This window comes from Pseudoduganella sp. SL102, assembly GCF_027856995.1.
Classification (GTDB): domain Bacteria; phylum Pseudomonadota; class Gammaproteobacteria; order Burkholderiales; family Burkholderiaceae_D; genus Rugamonas; species Rugamonas albidiflava.
Window position 1 is genome coordinate 2,587,162 of sequence record NZ_CP115554.1, and the last position, 20,823, is coordinate 2,607,984.

The window sequence follows — 20,823 nt, forward strand, 5'->3', positions numbered from 1 at the left end:
TCGAAAGCCTGTTGCGGGCAGGGTGGCGACACGGTCGTGCCGGTATCGCTACAGTTGAGCGAAACAGTCGCCATCCACTCAACAAGGAGCCCGTACCAATGAACATCCGCAGCCTGCTTCCCTCCATCCTGATCGGCGCCGTCGCCAGCGCCCGGTCGATGACGCCCATGGCCACCATCGCCACGGCACGCCTGGTCGGCCGCCACACGCCAGGCCACCTGGTGCTGCTGGATAATCCGTTATTCAAATATGGTGCGCTGGCGATGGGGGCCGGGGAGCTGGTCGGCGACAAGATGAAATCCGCGCCCGACCGCACCGTGCCCCTTGGGCTGCTGGCAAGGGTCATGAGCGCGGGGATCGCCGGGGCGGCGCTGGCACCGAAGGGGCAGGAAGCACAGGGCGCAGTGGCCGCGGTGGCAACCGCCGTGCCGCTCGCCTACCTGACACTGGCCGCCCGCAAGCAGGCGATCGCGGAAATCGGCCAGACCCGCAGTGGCTTGATCGAGGATGCGCTGATCGTCGCGGCCGGTGCCGCGATCGTGGCGCTGTCGGCACGCCAGTAAGCCGGCACGCCAGTAAGCCGGCACGCCGCGTGCGCCGCCGCGCGTCCCGGCCGAAGCGGCAGGCAAAGCAAATCAGGGTTTGGCAGGCGCATGCCGCTCGCCTAGAATGAGAGCGTTCCTTGGTATCGCGGGCAGTCGTCCAACCGATTCAGGCCAGGAGGCGCACCATGAAAGCGCGAAAAATCTACACCGCATTGCTCACCGCGGACCTTGCCGCGGCCGAGCGCTGGTACACCAAGCTGCTGGGCCGCAAAGCCGATCACCGGCCCATGGACACGCTGGTCCAATGGGAACTGTTCGACGACGCGGGGCTGATGCTGTCCAGCAGCGGCGAGATCGCCGGCAAGGGTTTGCTGTTCCTGTACGTCGACGATCTTGCCGCCGAGCGCCTGCGGCTGCAAGGCCTGGGGCTGGTGCTCGGGGAAGACATTCCCGGCGACTATTCGACACTGGCGCAGTTGCGCGATCCGGACGGTAACATCGTCACGCTGGCCACGCCGCCTGCCCGGCCGTTCCCGGCGGCGTGAGCGCGGCCGCGAGGGGCGGTGACATGCCGGGGCGTAGCCGCAAAAAGGGCGGTTAACTCCCTCGGAGCCCATCCAAGTACAAATTCCGGGTCAGACAATCGTGCCATGAAGTTAAGCGTTACCGGACATATTGAAAGCGCATGCATTCACCCCAACAGCGAAGGGCTGGGGTCAGACCCGGCGGGTCTGACCCCGGAATCTGCCCTTGGGGTGGGCTTGATTCAACGGCATCAGAGTCGGACAGGGCTGACGCAAGCCTTCGCTGCTGGGGTGAATGCATGCGCTTCCACGTTCAGGTGCCCAAAACGAAAAAAAAGCGGGCCAGCGGCCCGCTCCGGGTGAGGCTGGACAACTCACCCCGTATTGCGCAAGCCCGCAGCCACGCCATTGATCGACAGGTGGATTCCCCGGTGCACGCGGGGATCGGTCTTGTCGGCCAGCGCGCGGCGCCGCTTGATCAGCTCCACCTGCAGGTGGTTCAGCGGATCGAGGTAGGGGAAGCGGTTCTGGATCGAGCGCGCCAGCAGCGGGTTGCCGGCCAGGCGTTCGGACACGCCGGTCACGGTATCGAGCACGTCGAGCGTCTGCCGGTATTCATCGCCGATGCGCTTGAAGATCCGCTCGCGCAGTTCCTTGTCCGGCACCAGTTCCGCATAGCGCGAAGCGATCGCCAGGTCGGTCTTGGCAAACACCATGTCCATGTTGGACAGCAGCGTGGCGAAGAACGGCCAGTGCGCCGCCATGTCGCGCAACTGGCCGATGCGCTCGTCGCGGTTGCCGTCGGCGATCCAGCCAGCGACGGCGCTGCCGAAGCCATACCAGCCCGGCAGCAGCAGCCGGCACTGGCCCCACGAGAAGCCCCACGGAATCGCGCGCAGGTCTTCGATGCGCTTGGTCGACTTGCGCGAGGCGGGGCGCGAACCGATGTTCAGCTCCGCGATCTCGGCGATTGGCGTGGCGGCGAAGAAGTAGTCCGTGAAGCCCGGCGTTTCGTACACGAGGTTGCGATACGCCTTGTACGCGCGGTCCGACAGTTCCGCCATCACGGCCTCGAAGCCGGCCAGCTGCTCGCTGTGCTCGGGGTGCGCGGCGGGCATCAGGCTGGCCTCCAGCGTGGCCGCCACCAGGCGCTCCAGGTTGCGGCGGCCGATCTCCGCGTTCGAGAATTTCGACGCGATGATCTCGCCCTGTTCGGTCAGGCGGATCTGGCCGTTGACGGTGCCTTTCGGCTGCGCCAGGATGGCTTCGTAGCTGGGGCCGCCGCCGCGGCCGACCGTGCCGCCGCGGCCGTGGAACAGGCGCAGCTTCACGCCGGCCTTGCCGAACACCTCGATCAGCGCGATCTCGGCCTTGTACAGTTCCCAGTTCGACGTAAGGAAGCCGCCATCCTTGTTCGAGTCCGAATACCCCAGCATCACTTCCTGGATCTGGCCCCGTTTCGCGATCAGGTCCTTCACCAGCGGCAGCGCCATCACCGCTTCCATGATGCCGGCGGCACGCTGCAGGTCGGGGATCGTCTCGAACAGCGGGATCACCATCAGGTCCGCCGTCGTGTCGCCCGCGGCGTTCGTGCGCAGCAATCCCGTTTCCTGTTGCAGCACCAGCACTTCCAGCAGGTCGGACACGGTTTCCGTGTGCGAGATGATGTAGTTGCTGATGGCCCGCTCGCCATAGCGGCGGCGGATTTCGCACGCGGCGCGGAAGATCGACAGCTCGGTCCGCGTCTCTTCCGAATAGTCGAGGTACGGCGAGTACAGAAGGCGCGGCTGGGCCAGCTCTTCCAGCAGCAGCTTGACCTTGGCGTCTTCGTCGAGCTCCGCATAGTTCGGCAGGGCGCCCGCGCGCGCGAACAGTTCGGTCAGCACGCGCTCGTGCACGTCGGAGCTCTGGCGCATGTCCAGCGATGCCAGGTGGAAGCCGAAGATGTCGGCGGCACGTTTCAGCGTCGTCAGGCGCGGGCGCGCCAGCATGCCGCCGTGGTTGGCTTCCAGCGAATCGATCAGCACCTGCAGGTCGGCGGAAAACCCGGCGGCGTCCTCGTAAGGCTCGGCATGGCCCACTTCCTTGCGCAGGATGTTGGTCGCGCCCAGCTTGCGGGCGGTACTGGCCAGGCGGGCGTAGATACCGATCAGCGCGCGGCGGTAAGGCTCGTCCGCACGGTGGTCGGACTGGTCGGGCGACCCATCGGCCAGTGCCTGCAGCGCTGGGCTGCAGGGCACCATCAGCGTGGAGATCGACAGGTCCGCGCCCAGCGCATGCGCCTCGTCGAGGTAGAAGTCGAGGATCGTCGTGGCCTGGCGGGCCAGCGCGTGCTGCATCGTGTCGGCGTTCACGTTCGGGTTGCCGTCGCGGTCGCCGCCGATCCAGCTGCCCATCTGCAGGTAGGGCGCGTCGATGCGCGTAACTTCCTCCGGCGCGTCGCCGCTGCCGTACTGCTCGGCGATATCGGCTTCGATGTCGTCGTACAGGCCCGGCACCTCGGTCAGGAAGGTGATGCGGTAGTACGACAGCGCGTTCTCGATCTCGTCCGCCACCGTCAGTTTCGTGTAGCGCAGCATGCGCGTCTGCCACAGGGTGGCGATGCGCACGCGCAGCATGTGCAGGTTGGCGGCGCGTTCGCGCGGCGTCAGCGGCAGGTCGCGTTCGGCCAGCAGGCGCGCGATGTCGTGCTCCGCATCGAGGATCGACTTGCGCTGCACCTCGGTCGGGTGGGCGGTCAGGACCGGCGCGATCAGCGCACCCTGGAAGAAGTCCTGCACGGTGGCCTGGTCGACGCCGGCCTCTTTCAGTTTGGCCAGCGCATAACGTGTGCTGCCGCGCCGAGGTTGCGAGTGCGCCAGCAGGTGGGCGCGGCGGCGGCGGATGTGGTGCTGGTCTTCGGCGATATTGGCCAGGTGCGAGAAATACGAGAAGGCGCGCACCACCGAGATGGTCTGCTCCTTGGTCAGGATCTTCAGCATGCCGTCCAGCTCTTTCGCGGCCCCGGCATCGGCCTCCCGGCGGAAGCGCACGGCGGTCTGGCGGATGGTTTCCACCACGGCGAAGACTTCCTCGCCTTCCTGTTCGCGCAGCACGTCGCCGAGCAGGCGGCCGAGCAGGCGGATATCCTCTTTCAGTGGGGCGTCCTTGTCGACGGCGCCCGCGTCGTTGCCTTGTCCATTGTTCGACTCGGCTGCTTGGGTCACACTTGCTTGGGTCACACTTGCTTGATTAACCATGGAATGATCGCTACGAAGTGGCAAAGTTGAGGTTCGGTGCATTGGGCTCGTGGCCGCGGCTGCAAGGAAAGCGCGTGCTAGAATTTGAGGTCCATTTTGTGGACCATTCACACGCGCGGCTTACTGATGCACGGCGGTCAGCAGGCAGCAGTGAAAATTATGGCGAAATGATTTACGACGAAATGCGGTTACGACGAAATGCGGTTACGACGAAATGCGGTTGCAGCGAAACGCAGTCAAGCTAATTGCAGTTAAGCTAAGTACATCGAAAGTACAGGAAAGAAGCGGCTTTGAATACCTCTGAAACAGTCCAGTCTGAAGTGAGTTTGCAGGTTCCATCCAGGCTGGTGATCGCTTCGCGCGAGAGCCGGCTGGCCATGTGGCAGGCCGAACACGTGCGCGCACGCTTGTCTTTATTATATCCCCAGTGTTCCGTCGAGATCCTCGGCATGACCACGCGCGGCGACCAGATCCTCGACCGCACGCTGTCGAAAGTGGGCGGCAAGGGCCTGTTCGTCAAGGAGCTGGAAGTGGCGATGGCCGAAGGCCGCGCCGACCTGGCCGTGCACTCGCTGAAGGATGTGCCGATGGAGCTGCCGGAAGGCTTTGCGCTGGCGGCCGTGCTCGAACGTGAAGATCCGCGCGATGCCTTCGTCTCGAACGACTATGCGTCGCTGGCGGACCTGCCGGCCGGCGCCGTCGTCGGCACCAGCAGCCTGCGCCGCCAGGCCCTGATCGCGGCGCGCTATCCGCACCTGGTGATCAAGCCGCTGCGCGGCAACCTCGATACGCGACTGGGCAAGCTGGACCGTGGCGATTACGCGGCCATCATCCTGGCCGCCGCCGGCCTGAAGCGCCTGGGCCTGCCGCAGCGCATCCGCGCCGTGCTGGATCCGGAAGACAGCCTGCCGGCGGCCGGGCAGGGCGCGATGGCGATCGAGATCGCCGACCGAACCGACGGCGTCGACATGGTGGCGCTGCTGGCCCCGCTGAACCACGTGCCGACCGCGCAAGCCGTGACGGCCGAGCGCCGCGTGTCGAAGGTATTCGGCGGCAGCTGCCAGGTGCCGCTGGCCGCCCACGCCACCTTGGCCGGCAACCAGATGCACCTGCGCGCGATGGTCGCCACGCCGGACGGCAAGCGCATCGCCAGCGCCGAGGTGCACGGCCCGGCCACCGACGCGGCCCAGCTGGGCGACCAGGTCGCCGAGAAGCTGCGCGAACAGGATGCCGTGGCGATCCTGGCCTCCTGCCTCGCCGAGGCGGACGGCAGCGGCGCCTGACGGATGCCCGGCGCCGTCGTCATCACCCGTCCGCTCGCTCAGGCCCTGCCGCTTGCCGAGCGCGTGGCGGCGCTGGGGCGGCGTGCCGAAGTCCTGCCGCTGCTCGACATCGCACCGTTGCCGGACACGGGGCCGCTGCGCGCCGTGCTGGCGCGGCTGCACGAATTCGCGCTGGTGGCGTTCGTGTCGCCGAACGCGATCGACGCGGCGTTCGCCCACATACCGGCATGGCCGGCCGGCGTCACGCTGGCCGTGGTGGGCGAAGGCAGCCGCGCCGCGCTGGCGGCCCATGGCGTCACGGAGGCCAACGCCACCATCGTCAGCCCGCTCGATCCGGTCCACAGCGATTCCGAGCACCTGCTGCAGGCGCTCGACCTTCCCGCGCTGCGCGGCAGGCAGGTGCTGATCGTGCGCGGCGAAGCGGGCCGCGAACTGATGGGCGACGGTTTCCGTGCCGCCGGTGCGCATGTGACGGCGATCCCCGCCTACCGCCGCAGCGTGCCGCAACTGACGCCGGAGTTCGCCGCGCGCCTGCGGGCACTGCTGGCCGAAGAGAACGACTGGATCGTTACCAGCTCGGAAGCGCTGCGCGGCCTGTTCGTACTGCTCGAAGAACTGGCCTGTTCGGCCGGTGGCGATGATATTGTGGCAAAGATGCAACAACAGCACCTCATTGTCCCGCATGCCCGGATTGCCGAAACGGCGCGCCTGCTGGGTTTGTCCCGTCTGACGCTCACAGGATCCGGCGACGAGCGCCTGCTCGCCGCGTTACAATCACGGCCATGAACGAATTGCCTACCTTACCCGACCCGGCCGCACCGCAAGGCGGGGCCGCTTCGCAAGCTGGTTCCGTGGGCGGCGCGGCCGTTCCCACGGCCCCCGCCAGCCCGCCGCCCTCCGCTCCCGCCTCCGGCATGTCGAACCGCAACCTGACGATCGCCGTCGCCGTGCTGGCCGTGCTGCTGGCCGCGCAGGCGGTGAACACGCACACGCAGCTGCGGAAGGTGCGTTCCGAACTGGCGCTGCGGCTGCAGAAGGGCGATGCGCTCAACGCGGAGTCGAACCAGCTGGTGAAGACGGTGCAGGAAGCCACGCGCGACTTGCAGGTGAAGGTGGGCGTGCTGGAAAACCGCCAGCAGGAAGCGCAGGCCCAGCAACTGGCCCTGGAACAGCTGTACAACGACATGTCGCGCAACCGCGACGAGTGGGCGCTGGCCGAGATCGAGCAGGTGCTGTCGACGGCCAGCCAGCAGCTGCAACTGGCCGGCAACGTGCCGGGCGCGCTGATCGCGCTGCAGAACGCCGACCGCAGCCTGTCGCGCTCCGACACGCCGCAGTTCATCACGATCCGCCGCGCCATCGCGCGCGATACCGAAAAGCTGAAGGCGCTGCCGAGCGTGGATTCGGTGGGCCTGGCGGTGCGGCTCGATAACGTGATCGCCCAGGTCGACACGCTGCCGATGCTGGCCGATGCGACCACCGCGCCGGTGCTCACGGCGAAGCGGGGCAGGTCCGGCAAAGTGGAAAGCCCGGCGCCGCAGATGGAACCGGTGGTGCCGCAGGATACCTGGGTGACGCGCCTGCAGGCCGCCTGGAACGGCTGGAGCAGCGAGATGTGGACCGACGTCCGGCAACTGGTCCGCGTGCGCACCGTGGACAATCCCGAATCGATGATGCTGGCGCCCGAGCATGCGTACTTCCTGCGCGAGAACCTCAAGCTGCGCCTGCTGAATGCCCGCATGGCGCTGTTGTCGCGCAACGAAGCGGCCTTCCGCACCGACCTGCTGGCGGCACAGGAAACCCTGGCCCGCCACTTCGACACCCGGGCGCGCCAGACGCAGACGGTGCAGACCCTGCTGCGCCAGGTCCAGGGCAGCAACCTGTCGATCGAGATGCCCACGCTGTCGGACAGCCTGAACGCCGTGCGCAACTACAAGGCGAAGCCCTGACATGCGTGTATTCCTCTGGCTACTCGCGCTGATGGCGGCCGCCATCGGCATCGCCGTGACGGCCCGCTACAACCCCGGCAACGTGGTGCTGTTCTATCCGCCGTACCGGATGGACCTGTCGCTGAACTTCTTCGTGGTGCTGCAGGTCCTGCTGTTCGTGCTGCTGTATGCGGTGGTGCGCGCCGTGCGCGCCACGGCGAAGATGCCGGCGCGCGTGGCTGAATACCGCCAGCGCAAGCGCGAGCGCGACGGCAACAAGGGCTTGCGCGATGCGCTGAAGGCGCTGTTCGAAGGCCGCTTCGGCCATGCCGAGAAGGCTGCGCTGCGTGCCGCCGACCTGCCGGAAAACGCCGGCGTGGCTGCGCTGATCGGCGCCCGCGCCGCGCACCGCATGCGGCAGAACGCCCGCCGCGACCAGTGGCTGGCCCGCGTGGCGGACGATCCCGCCATGAAGACGGCGCGCCTGATGACGATGACCGAACTGCTGGTCGACGACCACCAGCCGGAAGCGGCACTGGCCGCCGTGCGCGAGCTGAACGCCAGCGGCACGCGCCACATCCACGCGCTGCAATGGTCGCTGAAGGCCGAGCAGCAGGCCAAGAACTGGCCCGAAGTGCTGCGCCTGGTCCGTTCGCTGGACAAGCACCGCGCGCTGCACCCGGCACTGTCGGCCCGGCTGCGCGAGCTGGCCTATGAAGACCTGCTGTCGGACAAGGCGCACGATGCCGAGTCGATCATGCGTGTCTGGTCCACCATCCCCACGGTGGACCGCGTGAAACCGTTCGTGGCGTGCCGTGCATCCAGCGCGCTGAACGCCCGCGGCCTGCACGATGAAGCGCGGCAGGTGGCCGAGGAAGCGCTGAAGGCCAACTGGGACGAGCGCGTGGTGCGCGCCTACCGCGATGCCGCCGCCCCCGCCGGCTCGGCCGCGCTGCTGGCCCAGATCGAGCATTGCGAAGCATGGCTGCTGGAACGCCCCAACGACGCCGAACTGGCCCTCACGCTGGGCTCCCTGTGCCTGAAGCAGAAACTGTGGGGCAAGGCGCAGCGCTACCTGGAACAGGCGCTGTCCGACGCCACCGACCCCGCCATGGTGCGCGAAGCCCACCTGAAGCTCGCCCAGCTGCACGAAGCGCTGCAGCAGCCCGAGGAAGCCGCCAGCCACTACCGGCAGTGCGCGCTGGCCACGATCCTGTAGCGGTGCAGAGGAACCGGTGTCAGACACCTTTTCGGATGAATCGTCCCGAAAAGGTGTCTGACACCAGGCTCACATGCTGCGCCGCACCAGCTTGCATTTGGCTATAATTGCGCGGTTTAGCCAATTGACAAAGCTGTATTACCGAGGAAAAACATGAGTCTGAATAAAGTATCCGCCGGCCGCGACGTGCCGAACGACTTCAACGTGATCATCGAAATTCCGATGAACGCCGATCCGATCAAGTACGAAGTGGACAAGGAATCGGGCGCGATCTTCGTCGACCGCTTCATGGGCACCGCGATGCACTACCCGTGCAACTACGGCTATGTGCCGAACACGCTGTCCGCCGACGGCGACCCGGTCGACGTGCTGGTCATCACGCCATTCCCGCTGATCCCTGGCGTGGTGGTGCGCTGCCGCGCGATCGGCGTGCTGAAGATGACGGACGAAGCCGGCCAGGATGCGAAAGTGCTGGCCGTGCCGGTCGACAAGGTGCTGCCGATCTACAAGCACTGGCAAAAGCCGGAAGACCTGCAAGACCTGCGCCTGCAGCAGATCCAGCACTTCTTCGAGCACTACAAGGACCTGGAGCCGGGCAAGTGGGTCAAGGTCGACGGCTGGGCCGGTCCGGAAGAAGCCAAGCAGGAAATCCTGTCGGGCGTGGCCGCCTACCAGAACGGCGAATCGAAGTAATCGTTTCGCGCACCAATATGAAAGGCAGCTTCGGCTGCCTTTTTTGCTTCTATGCCGTCTGGATGAGCCTACCCCAGGTGTAAATACCGGGGTCAGACCCGGCGGGTCTGACCCCAGCCCTTCGCTGTTGGGGGTAATGCATGCGTATTCAAAGCGTCGGGTAACGATTAACTAAGCGTCACAGCCTCCGGCCACCGCAGCCACTTCGATATCGCAGCCCGGTCCCCGCCTGGCAAGTTCCATCTTGTTCAGGCATTGTCCCTGTGCCCACGCCTCCTGCAGGCGTTCCCTGGCGTCGAGCAGGGCCTGGCGCTGGTTGGCCAGCGTGGCCATCAGGCCGTCGATCTCGCCGAGCCGCGCGTCGAGGCCCTGCAGCAGGCCATCCTGCAACGCCGCGCCCTGCAGGCCAAGCACGGTGCGGATGGCATCCAGCGAAAAGCCCAGCTTCTGCCCCACGTCGATCAGGTTGAGCTGCTCCAGCGTCGATTCCTGGTAGGTCCGGTAGCCATTCGCGCCGCGGCTGGCCTTGGGCAGCAGGCCTTCCTGCTCGTAATAGCGGATCGTCGATGCCGCCATGCCGCTGCGGGCGGCCAGTTCACCGATCTTCATGTTCGTCCCCATGCTCGCGCTGGTGCCCATGTTCGTGCTCCTATTCGTATCCATTTACCGCTTGACCTTCAAGTTGACTTGAAGCTTAGGATACCTCATCCCTTCACCCATTCCGAGGTTTCCATGATGTTTACCCCGCTCGTGTTGCCGAACGGCGCCACTGTTCCAAACCGCCTGGCCAAGGCCGCCATCGAAGAAAACATGGCGGAGGCGGGCCAGCTGCCGGGCGCCGCGATCCATCGCCTCTACGAGCGCTGGGCCGAAGGGGGCGCCGGCCTGATCATCACCGGCAACGTGATGGTCGACGGCCGCGCGCTGACCGGTCCCGCCACGCTGGTGCTGGAAGCGCACACGCCGCTCGAACCGTTCCGGCGCTGGGCGCAGGCGATACGGCAGCACGGCGCGCAGGCGTGGATGCAGATCAACCACCCGGGACGCCAGGTGATGGCGAACATGGGCGGCAGGGCACTGGCGCCATCGGCCATCGCGCTCGACATGGGCAAGCACAGCAAGCTGTTCGCGCAACCGGTGGCCATGACGGCCGCCGATATCGACGACGTGGTGGCCCGCTTCGCCGCCACGGCCCATGCCGCCGAAGCCGCCGGCTTCACGGGCGTGCAGATCCACGCCGCGCATGGCTACCTGATTTCGCAGTTCCTGTCGCCGCTGGCGAACCGGCGCACCGATGCGTGGGGCGGCAGCCTTGCCGGGCGCGCCAGGCTGTTGCTGGACGTGGTGCGCGCCGTGCGTGCCCGTGTGTCGCCCGGCTTCTGTGTGTCGGTCAAGCTCAATTCGGCCGACTTCCAGCGCGGCGGCTTTTCCGAAGCCGACGCCAGGGAAGTAGTGCTCATGCTGAACGAACTGGCGGTGGACCTGGTGGAACTGTCCGGCGGAAGCTATGAAAGCCCGGCGATGCAGGGCGTGACCGCCGATGGCCGCACGCTGGCGCGGGAAGCGTATTTCCTCGATTTCGCCCGCGAGCTGGCGGCGGTGGCACGCATGCCGGTAATGACCACCGGCGGAATCGCCCGCCGCGCCGTCGCCGAACAGGTGCTGGCCAGTGGTGTCGCCATGGCCGGTATCGCCACGGCGCTTGCCGCCATGCCGGACTTGCCACGGCAATGGCAAGCCGGCCACGATGCGGTGGCACACATGCCGGCCGTCAGGTGGAAAGACAAGACCCTGGCCGGCCTGGCGCGGCTGGCGCTGGTACGCCGCCGTATCCGCCTGCTGGGCGCCGGTCGCAATGGCACGCTCCGCTACCAGCCCATGTGGACACTGCTCGTCGATCAACTGCGTTCAGCCTGGATGGCGAAGCGCTACCGCGCCTGGCTCGCAGGCCAGCCCGTCCCCTGAACGCCGCATATCGGTATGCGGTGGCGTCTCATAACATTATGCAAAGTTATTCGTAGCCGGCCACATAACCCCTCCTTATGATGAGCTTACTTATCTATAGCCATCTCATCTAAAGGAGGTTTTCATGGCAGCATCAGCCCGGCTGGCAATCCATCCGCTGACACGTTCTCTCATTCGTTCATCCAGCCGCGCCGCCGTGGCGCTGGCCGTGTGCGCCGCCAGTGCCGGCAGCGCTCTGGCCAACCCGGTCGCCGCCGCCGTCGCCGCCGCGCCTTCGGGCATCGCGCTGACTGTCGCCGCAAGCGAAACTTCCGCCGGTGCCGGCGCCGTTCGCGAGGAGGAGGCCAAGTGAGCACCGACCGCCCATTCAATCCGAAACGCCGCGCCGTCGTCGGCGGACTGTCCGCCCTGGCGGCCTTGCCGGCCATCGCTCTCGGCCAGGCAGCGCGCGGCGGCCACGGGGGCAGGCCGAATGCGAAGCCGAATATCATCTTCATCCTGGCCGACGACCTGGGCTGGGCCGACCTGTCTGTGTACGGCAACACCGAATTCAGGACGCCGAACCTGGACAAGCTGGCCGCGCAGGGCCTGCGCCTGACGCAGCATTACTCGAACTCCGCGGTGTGCTCGGCCACGCGCTTCGGCCTGATCACGGGCCGCTACCAGTACCGGCTGCGCGGCGGCCTGGAAGAACCGCTCGCCGGCGCCTCGGACACCATCGGCCTGCCGCCGAACCACCCCACCTTGCCATCGCTGCTGAAGGCTGCCGGCTACCGCACCGCGCTGTTCGGCAAGTGGCACCTGGGTTCTCTGCCGAACTTCGGCCCCTTGAAGAGCGGCTATGAAACCTTCTACGGCAACTACGGCGGCGCGATCGACTACTTCACGCACAAGCCAGGTGTGGGCCCGAACGTGAAGGAAGACCTGTACGAAGGCGAGACGCCCGTTTCCGAAGTGGGTTACTACACCGACCTGCTGGGCGACCGCGCCTCCGCGTACATCAAGAAGCATTCGTCCGACAAGCCCTTCTTCCTGTCTCTGCACTACACCGCGCCACACTGGCCGTGGGAAGGCCCGAAGGACGAGGAAGTGTCGCAGCAGATCACGAACATCTTCCACTACGACGGCGGCGACCTGGCCACCTACGCGAAGATGGTGGTGGCGCTGGATGCCTCGATTGGCCGCGTGCTGAAGACGCTGGAGCGCAAGGGCCTGGCCGACAACACGATCGTGATCTTCACCAGCGATAACGGCGGCGAGCGCTTCTCGAAAACCTGGCCGTTCTCCGGCCAGAAGACCGAACTGCTGGAAGGCGGCATCCGCGTGCCTGGCATCGTGCGCTGGCCCGACAGGATCCGGCCAGGGCAGGTCAGCGACCAGGTGGCGATCAGCATGGACTGGCTGCCCACCCTGCTGGCCGCCGCCGGCACTGAACCGGCCGCGTCACATCCGCCCGACGGCACGAATCTGCTGCCGGTGCTGGTGGGCGAAGAAAAGCCGGCCGAGCGCACGCTGTTCTGGCGCTACAAGGCCAACTCCCAGCGCGCCGTGCGGGCGGGGGATTGGAAGTACCTGAAGTTGAACGGCAATGAATTCCTGTTCGACCTGTCGAACGACCCGCGCGAACGCGCCAACCTGGCCGGCAAGCACCCGGACAAACTGGCCGACCTGAAGGAACAGTGGGAGCAATGGGATGCCGAGATGCTGCCGATCACGCCGGAGGTGAGTACGCATGGCGTGACCGGGAAGGTGCAGGCGGATAAGTATGCGCCGGAGGGGACGGATTGAGTCGGTCCCGCGGCTGTCTTCGATAGCGTTTGCTTGGCGGTATGGGGTGGGCGCTTCGTGTGCCCGCTCTGCGTGTGCGTTCACCTGCACCTTTGCACGGCCGCCGCTTGGAATCGAAGCACCTCGGGCGGTCGCCATGCGCTCTTCCGGCTATTCCTCTTCGATCAAATCATCGAGATCGAGCTCTCGCGGGTGGATTTGCCCCATGATGATCTGGCGGAGGAGGCCGTGCTTCTTTCGGAGCCATAGTGCACGCATCGCAAACAGCGGGGAAAACTCGAGGTCCTTCATCGGTGCGTGTCCGATGATGACCGGCAAGTTGTAATACACGTTCCTGGGATCATCCAGCGGAAGGTGCCAACGCCCGTTGTACTCGATCCTGACAATTTCGCCGATGAGCCGTCCAAAGGAAATGATCAGGCTCTCCCGATCATCCTCGCTGGCGTCCCTGGTCAGCTTGAAGAACAGAAGCTCTATTTTCTCCAGGCTATCCATCGTGTGGGTCAAGTGAAGACCATGCTTTTCGGCTTCGGCCTCGATCGCCTCGATGCGGTCATCCATCTCGAAAATGAAATTGTCGAAAATTTCCAGGGCTTCATCGATGTTGAGCATATGTGCAGTCTTTCGTTGTTTTTGTTCTTGATTCTTGAATGGTTCTTACACCATTAACTACCGGGTAGTCCATAGCGTAGCGCCACGTTGGCAGCGCAGCCTGCTGTCGTGCTTCCGTCAGCTAGAGACGCAGCTCGCCCCTTCAATCGACGAAGTCAATCGGATCGACTTTGCTGGGCGTACTTTGGGTAAGGCTTCGTCAACACGAGATGAACCAGTACATCGCTGTTGTGAGTGCAAGTGAATCCCTCGACAACCCTGCCAGATTTCCGCACTTTGGCAGAGTAATAATGGCAGTTGTCACTCTCCGTAACTGCGATTTTATTGGAGGCTTCGCGTCTGAGAACCGCCTTCCATCGTTCTGATAACCAGGGGCGTCCCGCATTAGGCATGATCACCCAGGCCTGACCGATTGGCAATTTCTTTTTCGACGCCCACGATGCTGCCACGTTGTCAAACTCTGCGATCAGAATCACGAAATCGGTAGGCCCAGGGACACCCCCGGCCTCGGGAATTTGGAATATCTCCCACTTGCCAGAAGTGGAGGGGATATCCAAATCGATCTGCGTGCGGATTTCTTCAATGTTCGAAGAGAACTTGCCGGCAGATCCGGGGCACCCTGCGAGGAATAGCGGGAAAGCAAAAAAAGAAGACGCCATCGAAAGTGGCGGGAAATTTTCGAAGGTATCATTGTAAAATTCATCATGCAACGTTGGTTATTAGAAGTGCATGTATCTCGCTCGGCCCAGTCATGAACTTTCTACTTTTCCAAGCCTCTATCGCTATTCTCCACATGTTCTACGGCATCTGCAGCCATGATTCGGAGCTTTGCGGCGCTATGAAAAGGTACGAGCGGACGGTCTCCATTTACTTGAATATCCGCCGCTGGTACGACTTCTGCAGTCAGGTCGACTTGTTCCGGGCTGAGCGCAAGGATGGTATGCTGAGATATGATCGCATCCAGAGCAATAGAATCACCAGGCTTGATGATCGTGAACTCTTCAAGTAGACGACGTGGTGCAAGGTTGGTTCTGAGTGGCCGTTCTTTCCCGCTTTTGTTATCGATTAATTTAATTGATGGGCCGCGTTGCGTTACAAACTCCAACGGGTAACCGATATCTTCCGTACTTGTATTTTTTATGATAATGTCTATTGTTAAATTTTCCCCGGAGAATACGCACAACCGGTTGTTCCGGCAGGTCGCTGTGACGCTTAGATATGTAGATCCCAAATGGGGGGCATTTTGTTCTCAGATGCGAGAATCCCAGAGGATAAGAGAAAAATAATAAACCCAAGCATTGTAACTCCTCTCAATAATTCTTTGATTGGTTTCAGGTCGTCATATTCGCCGACTAGACTACCGTGTTGGTGGCGACCTTAGTTATCTCTCAAATTTAAATGAGTAAATTCGATTTCTGAAATTTGCGATAGCAAAACCAAGTGTGGCACTATTTTCTCTTTAGTTAAATTTCCGAGCTTAGCGGCCCCGCCTAAACCGAGTGCCGGTGTGAACCCATACATTTCATCGCTTTTGCGTGGGCCAAGCTTTTTCAAGGCACGTCGAAAAAGTGGTTTATCTTTAATGTCTTCACAATCAAAGTCGTCTTTGGCACTTGAAAGAAAAAAACCGGAAATCTGGGCGTCTGCTGAAACATTTTTGAAATTGCTCTCTACCGTTGTAATGGAAGAAAAGTGGGGATCAATAATTAAGCTCATTCCACTTTCTTTTCCCCATAAAAAAAGCTTCCCGAAAGCGCTGCGTGCTACGACGCTATACAGATCATGTTTTAAAAGAGCGGAGTCGCCCAACCAGGCCTCGACAACTGGCGAAAATTCGGCAGGATCGGTGCTCCAGAATATCCCTTCAGCATAGCCCGACCATCCCGCCTTGGCCCAGAAATCGATAAGTGCCGTCGGTATATTACCTTTAAAATCCTTAAGTCGGGTTTGGGGAGGAAGTATAGGATCAAGCTGCGGCGAAAAATATTCTAAAAATTCTGCGAAATGTACGTTCATATTTTAGAAAATTGGCAGTTTAACACTCATCATTGTGGTCCCTTGCGTGTTCGCCGGAATCCTTTTTGTTTCGGTATCAATCGATTCCACGCGATTGCGCCACTGCGCCCTGATAGACGAGTTGATGCCGCGATCACCCATATTATTAACGATATCCTTTCCGCCAGCATAGCCAAGCGCGCAGATCAGCATGAACATCGTCGCTAGCACCCACAGCGGAAAGTCAATGCGCAGCTTGTTGACGATCTGGTCGGGCCGGTCTGCATGGGGGGGGGCAAAGCCGCCGCGTTTACCTGTGGGCGATCCCCATTGCCGTTCTCGCAAAGGAGATCTCAATGTATTAATGAACTGGAATTTTCTTCATCTTACGCGTCATTTTTCTTGCTCATTGCTCCGGCTCGAAGTGAAAATCTCTTGGTTTAATATCAGCCATTATTATTCTCCGAAGTAGTCCTTGCTTCTTTCGCAGCCAAACGACTCTCATTGTATGTATGGGGGAAAACGCCAGTCCATCTATTGGGGTATGGCCAATTAATACAGGATAGTTATAGTAAATGTTTTTCGGATCCGCTAGCGATAAATGCCATTTTCCGTTGTAAGTGATTCGCACGATTTCTCCAACATATCGGGCAAACGAGACTATCAAACTGTTTCGTTCATCCTCGGTAATATTTTCAGATAACTTAAAGAAAAGTAGTTCCAGTTTTTCCAAGCTATCCATTGTCGGTTCTAGTGAAATGCCATGCTTTTCCCCTTCAGCCTCTATGGCCTCTAACCGATCTTCCATAATGAATAGAAAATTGTCGAAAGCCTCTTTTGCTCTATTGATATCTAACATTCAATATTTACCTAAAGCTTGGGTTTAGTAACCTAGTCAATTCCGACTTCCTCTAAAGCTTCCAAATAAGGCTTGGAAGCGCTTCTTTCCAAAATCTACTCAACCGTCCATCCCCGGTACAGGGTGCAGATCGGGCGCGTGGCCAGTTCCTGCGTGACGTCGAACTCGAAACGCAGTTGCGGATAGTCGGCGAACAGTTCGGTGACGATGTCCTGGGCGTTCTTGTCCTGGAAGATGTAGCTGGACTAATTCGTTATGTAAGTGCTGCCATCGGATACATGCGGGAATACAAAGTACGAGCACAGGAAACCGAGAACAAGTCGTGGTTATCAAATCGTTAGCCGACGTTGCGATGGCGTTGATCTGTCTCAAACGCTGAGTGGTCGCGAACGTCTCAATAAAAATAACTATTCCCGTTTATTCCGGGAATTGCTTCTCACGGATATGGAAAAACTGCAGTCTTTTGCGTTGAATCACTCGTAAGCATTAGCGAAACGGTTTTAATTTTGCCCGTCGCTTATCCCACGATCCTTGAGGAAACAGGGTTAAAGCTTTTTGGGAAATGTCGTCGTCGTGAAAACCCGTCATTGTAATGCCAATTTTAAGCAAAACAACAAACCCGAGGTAAATGTAAGGATCCCCATCTTCTTGTATGAGCTTATCCAAAACCACTTCGCTGTCATCTAAGAATATTTTCAGGCCTCTAAATTCAACCCCTTCCATCTGGCGGCCAAATCCAATATGAGTTAAACCTTCGCTAAGATCTGCGGCGTAGCCCACTTTCATGTTCGAACGGAATTCGACACGCTGTTTGAGGTGATTCAGTGTGACACTATCGGCTACGCCGTAAATTTTCTCAACTTCTTGGGGGCTCATTCGGAAACGGACTCTTCCGGCTCCAATATAGGGAACAATTTCAAATGGCTCATTGTGCTTCATTTTTAGCTTCCGTTAGTAGTCCGTGCTTTTCGAGGCACTTGAAATACTCCAGCATCTCTAACATTGCCTCATTATACTTTCTGGCGTTGCCGATATCCTTCGCGACTCGTCTGACGTCTTGAATTCCATTCGCATCACCTCCCTCCACTTGTTCTCTGACAGCAGCATTCCCAATTCTTCGGGGTATTCGATAGAGCCTGCCATCTGACCGTTACTGGATGTTTTGGCCTGGTCATGCTCGAAACGCCACGACAGGCCTTCGGAAGCCATCAGGCGTACGAAGAAGTCGTAGTCGCTTTCGCGGTATTGCGTGCAGATCGGGCGCGTGGCCAGTTCCTGGGTGACGTCGAACTCGAAGCGCAGTTGCGGATAGTCGGCGAACAGTTCGGTGACGATATCCTGCGCGTTCTTTTCCTGGAAGATGTAGCTGTCGCGGCGCAGGCGCAGCAGGGCCAGCGCCGGTTCCAGGTGCAGGCGGTAGCGCGCCACGCCGCCATCGGCACCGAGCCAGTCGGCGCGGGTGCAGATGCCGTGCCAGGCGCGGCGCGAGTCGTCCGGCTGCAGCAGCGTGACGGTCAGCTCTTCGCCGATGAAGGCGTCCAGCGGGAGGTCGGTCGATGTGCTGAGGGCGTCGACGTCGAACGCATACAGCTCGTTGACCGCTTCGCGGCCGGCGAAGCGCTCGGCCATCAGCGATTCGGGCAGGCTGCGGTCCTGCGCGCTGGCGAGCGTGATCAGCCGGGCATGCTGCGACAAGCCGGTACCGAAGCGCCCCAGCGCCGAAATAACGGACTGCAGGTCCATCAGGGCAGGGTGATGGTCAGGTTGGCCGCGCGCGGCGCCATCTTGACGACATCGTTGTAGGCCGCCATCCGCTGTTCGGTGTTCTTGCCGATCATGGTGCGCAGGCCGATGTAGCCGAGCGCGCAGATCAGCATGAACATCGTCGCCAGCACCCACAGCGGGAAGTCGCTGCGCAGCTTGTTGACGATGTCGTCGCCTCAGTGCGAAGTGAGGCAGTTTCGTCCGAAATCACTTAGTTGGATTACCTTCGTACCCGTCACCTGCACGACCACCATTTCCCCGGTGGCAAAGTTTCGCCCTGAAACTGTATCGTCTGATCTGCGAAGTGGTCTTCATCGCTGAATGCGTGATCCTTAGCAAATTGGACTGAGTCTCTTCTCAAGCGTTAAAAACGTGATTCTTTCATGGATGCTATCACTAGGCGCCTTTTAAACTAATCGGCTATTGGATTGCTTCTGTGATTGACTCGTGTCCAAGTTGTTCCGTCGAAATATGCGATCTCCTTCGGGCTAAACGACCACAGCATATCCGGAACTGAATCCAGCTTGTAGGTCATCAGACCAGATGGAAATTCCGTCTCTGGCTGGATTGATGAGCCGTCGTATACGAAAAGTTGTTCGCCGGCCGTTGAGGTATAAATTTTTCCTTGGAATTTGGTCAGCGACCAGAAGGTTTCATTATCATCGATACTGCTGACGTCAGTGAAGCCGTCCCGAAAGTTCCCCGTCAAAAGGGTTCCGTTATAACCGCAAGCCCATACTTCGTCTGGTGAGATACAACGGACACAATTTAAATTCTCATCGGTTGTGAGATGCAGGCGGGACCAAGCGGTACCGTTGAAATGGTAGAGGCGCCCTTCATCGCCGCACGTATAGATATCGTTCTCGCCAGAGCCATCGATACTCGTTAGAAATCCGACATCGTCGTCCAATGCGTTTCGGATTTGAAGCGGTGCAGACGTGATCAACGTCCATGTTCCATCATCTTGACGTCGGTAGACTTGATCGGCAAACCCGCATACGTAAAGGCTGTTTCCGATCTCACGTATTTGAGTCACGTATCCTCTGGAACCGAGACCAACGCCTGCCTCAGGTATTTTCTCCGATATAGTACTGCCATCCTTATTCGAATAGATTTCGACTTCGCCTTCCCTCGACAGCGACACGAATCTGCGACCAATTGTGGGGGTAGCCTTTTTAACGCATACAGAAACAACGTCCTGCTGAACTGCGCGGTAAAACCATTTTTCGCCTTCTACGCGCCCTATCCAAGATAGCAGATAGCTAAACGCATATTCCTCCGGATCTACATTGTCGGCATATGCAGCCACATATATATAGTCGGCTTCAGCTGCGCAGCCTGCCACAAAGGTGATTTGATCATCGTAGTCGGTTTCCAAAACATTCTCCAAAAATTATTCGATGCCGGTGTGGCCGCGATTACCGCGGGGCGTAGCTTTGGATCAGGATTCGTTCCGTTGCCTAGTAGATCCGCGCGTACTACCGTATCAGGCGGAAGCCCTTTTGATTGATGATATTCGCGCGATTGTCGCGGGAGACACTTTTTGTCACAGCCAGTAACCTTCGCGACCGACCGCGCGCCAGTCCTCCCCGATTGCATGGAGCGGTGCCGTACCTTTGGGATCGCCAATCGCGCCTGCCGAGCATGGTGCGCAGGCCGATATAGCTCAGCGCGCAGAACACACACAGCTCGTTGACCTCTTCACGGTCATAGACGCGTTCAGCCATCAGGGCGTTGGGAAGGGTACGGTCCTGCGTGCTGACGAGGGTGATCAGCCGGACGTGCTGCGGCGAATCCGGTGCCGAAGCTGCCCAGTGCCCAAATGACGGGATGCAGGTGCATCAGGGCAGCGTGATGGTGAGATTACCCGCGCGCGGCGCAATCTTGACGACATAGTGATGGCCGGCCAGGCGCAGGTCGGTATTCTTGCCCAGCATGATGCGCTGCCAATGCATCCGAGGGCTTAGCTCAGCATGAAGGTGGTGGACAGCACCCACAGCGGGAAATCGCTGCGCAGCTTGTGCACGATCTGGTTGGCCGGTCCGCATGGGGGAGAAGCCGCCGCGTTTGCCCTTCAACGAGTGTGCCTTCGCCGTCAATCCGCAACGGGAGGGGTTCAGGTATTTGAAGCAGGCGAGAACGCGCAAACGGCTCTGGAGTAGGCCCAACTCAGAAAAGGGAGGCGGCGAATAGGAAGATGGCTAAACGAAGCTAAACAGATCTTCTCCCAAGAATAATTCGACGCTATCACCTTAAAACTTAAGCAGCAACCGCGCGCACGCTTTGACTTGCATCCCCTCTAGGACCAGTGAATAATACATTGATCGCTGTCCATTAATCATTATTGCAGTAGGTTCTTGAAGATGCCTATTATGAAAAGTTAGTGCCTTACGAAAGCGGACTGATCTC

At 60.7% G+C, this 20,823-nt stretch carries 22 protein-coding genes; 10 read left to right on the forward strand and 12 right to left on the reverse strand.

Annotated features, from left to right (window positions below; genetic code table 11):
- Window positions 1-98 precede the first annotated feature (98 nt).
- Both OU994_RS11065 and OU994_RS11070 read left to right on the forward strand, forming a co-directional pair.
- Window positions 99-563, forward strand: coding sequence for a hypothetical protein (locus OU994_RS11065; protein ID WP_131146863.1), 465 nt, complete (start codon window positions 99-101; stop codon window positions 561-563).
- 167 nt (window positions 564-730) lie between these two features.
- Complete coding sequence (locus tag OU994_RS11070) at window positions 731-1,090, forward strand: VOC family protein (protein ID WP_281610773.1); 360 nt, start codon at window positions 731-733, stop codon at window positions 1,088-1,090.
- Window positions 1,091-1,443: 353 nt separating this feature from the next.
- On the opposite strand, the gene ppc is transcribed toward OU994_RS11070, so the two are convergent.
- Window positions 1,444-4,350, reverse strand: a complete 2,907-nt coding sequence (ppc, locus tag OU994_RS11075; protein ID WP_373922581.1) for a phosphoenolpyruvate carboxylase — start codon at window positions 4,348-4,350, stop codon at window positions 1,444-1,446.
- Between the two features lie 284 nt (window positions 4,351-4,634).
- On the opposite strand from ppc, the gene hemC reads away from it, so the two are divergent.
- From hemC to ppa, 5 genes are all read left to right on the forward strand, one after another.
- Window positions 4,635-5,591 (forward strand): hydroxymethylbilane synthase, encoded by a 957-nt coding sequence (gene hemC / locus OU994_RS11080; RefSeq protein ID WP_373922582.1) that lies wholly within the window; start codon window positions 4,635-4,637, stop codon window positions 5,589-5,591.
- Window positions 5,592-5,594: 3 nt separating this feature from the next.
- Window positions 5,595-6,377, forward strand: coding sequence for a uroporphyrinogen-III synthase (locus OU994_RS11085; protein WP_281610776.1), 783 nt, complete (start codon window positions 5,595-5,597; stop codon window positions 6,375-6,377).
- Window positions 6,374-7,540 carry a uroporphyrinogen-III C-methyltransferase gene (locus OU994_RS11090; protein ID WP_281610777.1) on the forward strand — a complete coding sequence of 389 codons (1,167 nt, stop codon included), beginning with the start codon at window positions 6,374-6,376 and terminating at the stop codon, window positions 7,538-7,540. Before OU994_RS11085 ends, OU994_RS11090 begins: the two co-directional genes overlap by 4 nt.
- Window position 7,541: 1 nt before the next feature.
- Complete coding sequence (locus OU994_RS11095; RefSeq protein WP_281610778.1) at window positions 7,542-8,738, forward strand: heme biosynthesis protein HemY; 1,197 nt, start codon at window positions 7,542-7,544, stop codon at window positions 8,736-8,738.
- A 153-nt stretch (window positions 8,739-8,891) separates the two neighbouring features.
- Window positions 8,892-9,431 (forward strand): inorganic diphosphatase, encoded by a 540-nt coding sequence (ppa, locus tag OU994_RS11100; RefSeq protein ID WP_131146856.1) that lies wholly within the window; start codon window positions 8,892-8,894, stop codon window positions 9,429-9,431.
- Window positions 9,432-9,602: 171 nt separating this feature from the next.
- On the opposite strand, the gene OU994_RS11105 is transcribed toward ppa, so the two are convergent.
- Window positions 9,603-10,070 (reverse strand): MerR family transcriptional regulator, encoded by a 468-nt coding sequence (locus OU994_RS11105; RefSeq protein ID WP_281610779.1) that lies wholly within the window; start codon window positions 10,068-10,070, stop codon window positions 9,603-9,605.
- Between the two features lie 93 nt (window positions 10,071-10,163).
- Between OU994_RS11105 and OU994_RS11110 the strand changes: the two genes are divergently transcribed.
- The 3 genes from OU994_RS11110 to OU994_RS11120 all read left to right on the forward strand — a co-directional run bounded on the left by OU994_RS11110 (window position 10,164) and on the right by OU994_RS11120 (window position 13,184).
- The gene (locus OU994_RS11110; RefSeq protein ID WP_281610780.1) at window positions 10,164-11,396 is read left to right on the forward strand and encodes an NADH:flavin oxidoreductase/NADH oxidase family protein; all 1,233 of its coding nucleotides are present in this window, start codon (window positions 10,164-10,166) and stop codon (window positions 11,394-11,396) included.
- A 124-nt stretch (window positions 11,397-11,520) separates the two neighbouring features.
- Window positions 11,521-11,748: a hypothetical protein gene (locus OU994_RS11115; protein ID WP_281610781.1), complete on the forward strand. Its 228-nt coding sequence runs from the start codon at window positions 11,521-11,523 to the stop codon at window positions 11,746-11,748.
- Window positions 11,749-11,822: 74 nt separating this feature from the next.
- Window positions 11,823-13,184, forward strand: a complete 1,362-nt coding sequence (locus OU994_RS11120) for a sulfatase (RefSeq protein WP_281611622.1) — start codon at window positions 11,823-11,825, stop codon at window positions 13,182-13,184.
- Between the two features lie 150 nt (window positions 13,185-13,334).
- Here OU994_RS11120 and OU994_RS11125 read toward each other — a convergent pair whose 3' ends face one another.
- The 10 genes from OU994_RS11125 to OU994_RS11175 all read right to left on the reverse strand — a co-directional run bounded on the left by OU994_RS11125 (window position 13,335) and on the right by OU994_RS11175 (window position 19,792).
- On the reverse strand, window positions 13,335-13,796 hold the full coding sequence (locus tag OU994_RS11125) for a hypothetical protein (protein WP_281610782.1): 462 nt from the start codon (window positions 13,794-13,796) through the stop codon (window positions 13,335-13,337).
- A gap of 155 nt (window positions 13,797-13,951) precedes the next feature.
- Entirely contained in the window at window positions 13,952-14,506 is a 555-nt protein-coding gene (locus tag OU994_RS11130) for a hypothetical protein (protein WP_281610783.1), read from the reverse strand.
- A gap of 50 nt (window positions 14,507-14,556) precedes the next feature.
- Window positions 14,557-14,979, reverse strand: a complete 423-nt coding sequence (locus OU994_RS11135) for a hypothetical protein (RefSeq protein ID WP_281610784.1) — start codon at window positions 14,977-14,979, stop codon at window positions 14,557-14,559.
- A gap of 194 nt (window positions 14,980-15,173) precedes the next feature.
- Entirely contained in the window at window positions 15,174-15,812 is a 639-nt protein-coding gene (locus tag OU994_RS11140; RefSeq protein WP_281610785.1) for a GAD-like domain-containing protein, read from the reverse strand.
- A gap of 3 nt (window positions 15,813-15,815) precedes the next feature.
- The gene (locus OU994_RS31725; RefSeq protein ID WP_373922583.1) at window positions 15,816-16,136 is read right to left on the reverse strand and encodes a polymorphic toxin type 15 domain-containing protein; all 321 of its coding nucleotides are present in this window, start codon (window positions 16,134-16,136) and stop codon (window positions 15,816-15,818) included.
- Between the two features lie 61 nt (window positions 16,137-16,197).
- Window positions 16,198-16,650: a hypothetical protein gene (locus tag OU994_RS11155; protein WP_281610786.1), complete on the reverse strand. Its 453-nt coding sequence runs from the start codon at window positions 16,648-16,650 to the stop codon at window positions 16,198-16,200.
- 486 nt (window positions 16,651-17,136) lie between these two features.
- Window positions 17,137-17,589, reverse strand: a complete 453-nt coding sequence (locus OU994_RS11160) for a hypothetical protein (RefSeq protein WP_281610787.1) — start codon at window positions 17,587-17,589, stop codon at window positions 17,137-17,139.
- A 57-nt stretch (window positions 17,590-17,646) separates the two neighbouring features.
- On the reverse strand, window positions 17,647-18,393 hold the full coding sequence (locus OU994_RS11165; RefSeq protein WP_307731868.1) for a type VI secretion system tip protein VgrG: 747 nt from the start codon (window positions 18,391-18,393) through the stop codon (window positions 17,647-17,649).
- Window positions 18,393-18,533 carry a hypothetical protein gene (locus tag OU994_RS11170; protein ID WP_281610788.1) on the reverse strand — a complete coding sequence of 47 codons (141 nt, stop codon included), beginning with the start codon at window positions 18,531-18,533 and terminating at the stop codon, window positions 18,393-18,395. The genes OU994_RS11165 and OU994_RS11170 overlap by 1 nt, the downstream gene beginning before the upstream one ends.
- 293 nt (window positions 18,534-18,826) lie before the next feature.
- Window positions 18,827-19,792 (reverse strand): hypothetical protein, encoded by a 966-nt coding sequence (locus OU994_RS11175; RefSeq protein WP_281610789.1) that lies wholly within the window; start codon window positions 19,790-19,792, stop codon window positions 18,827-18,829.
- Window positions 19,793-20,823 lie beyond the last annotated feature (1,031 nt).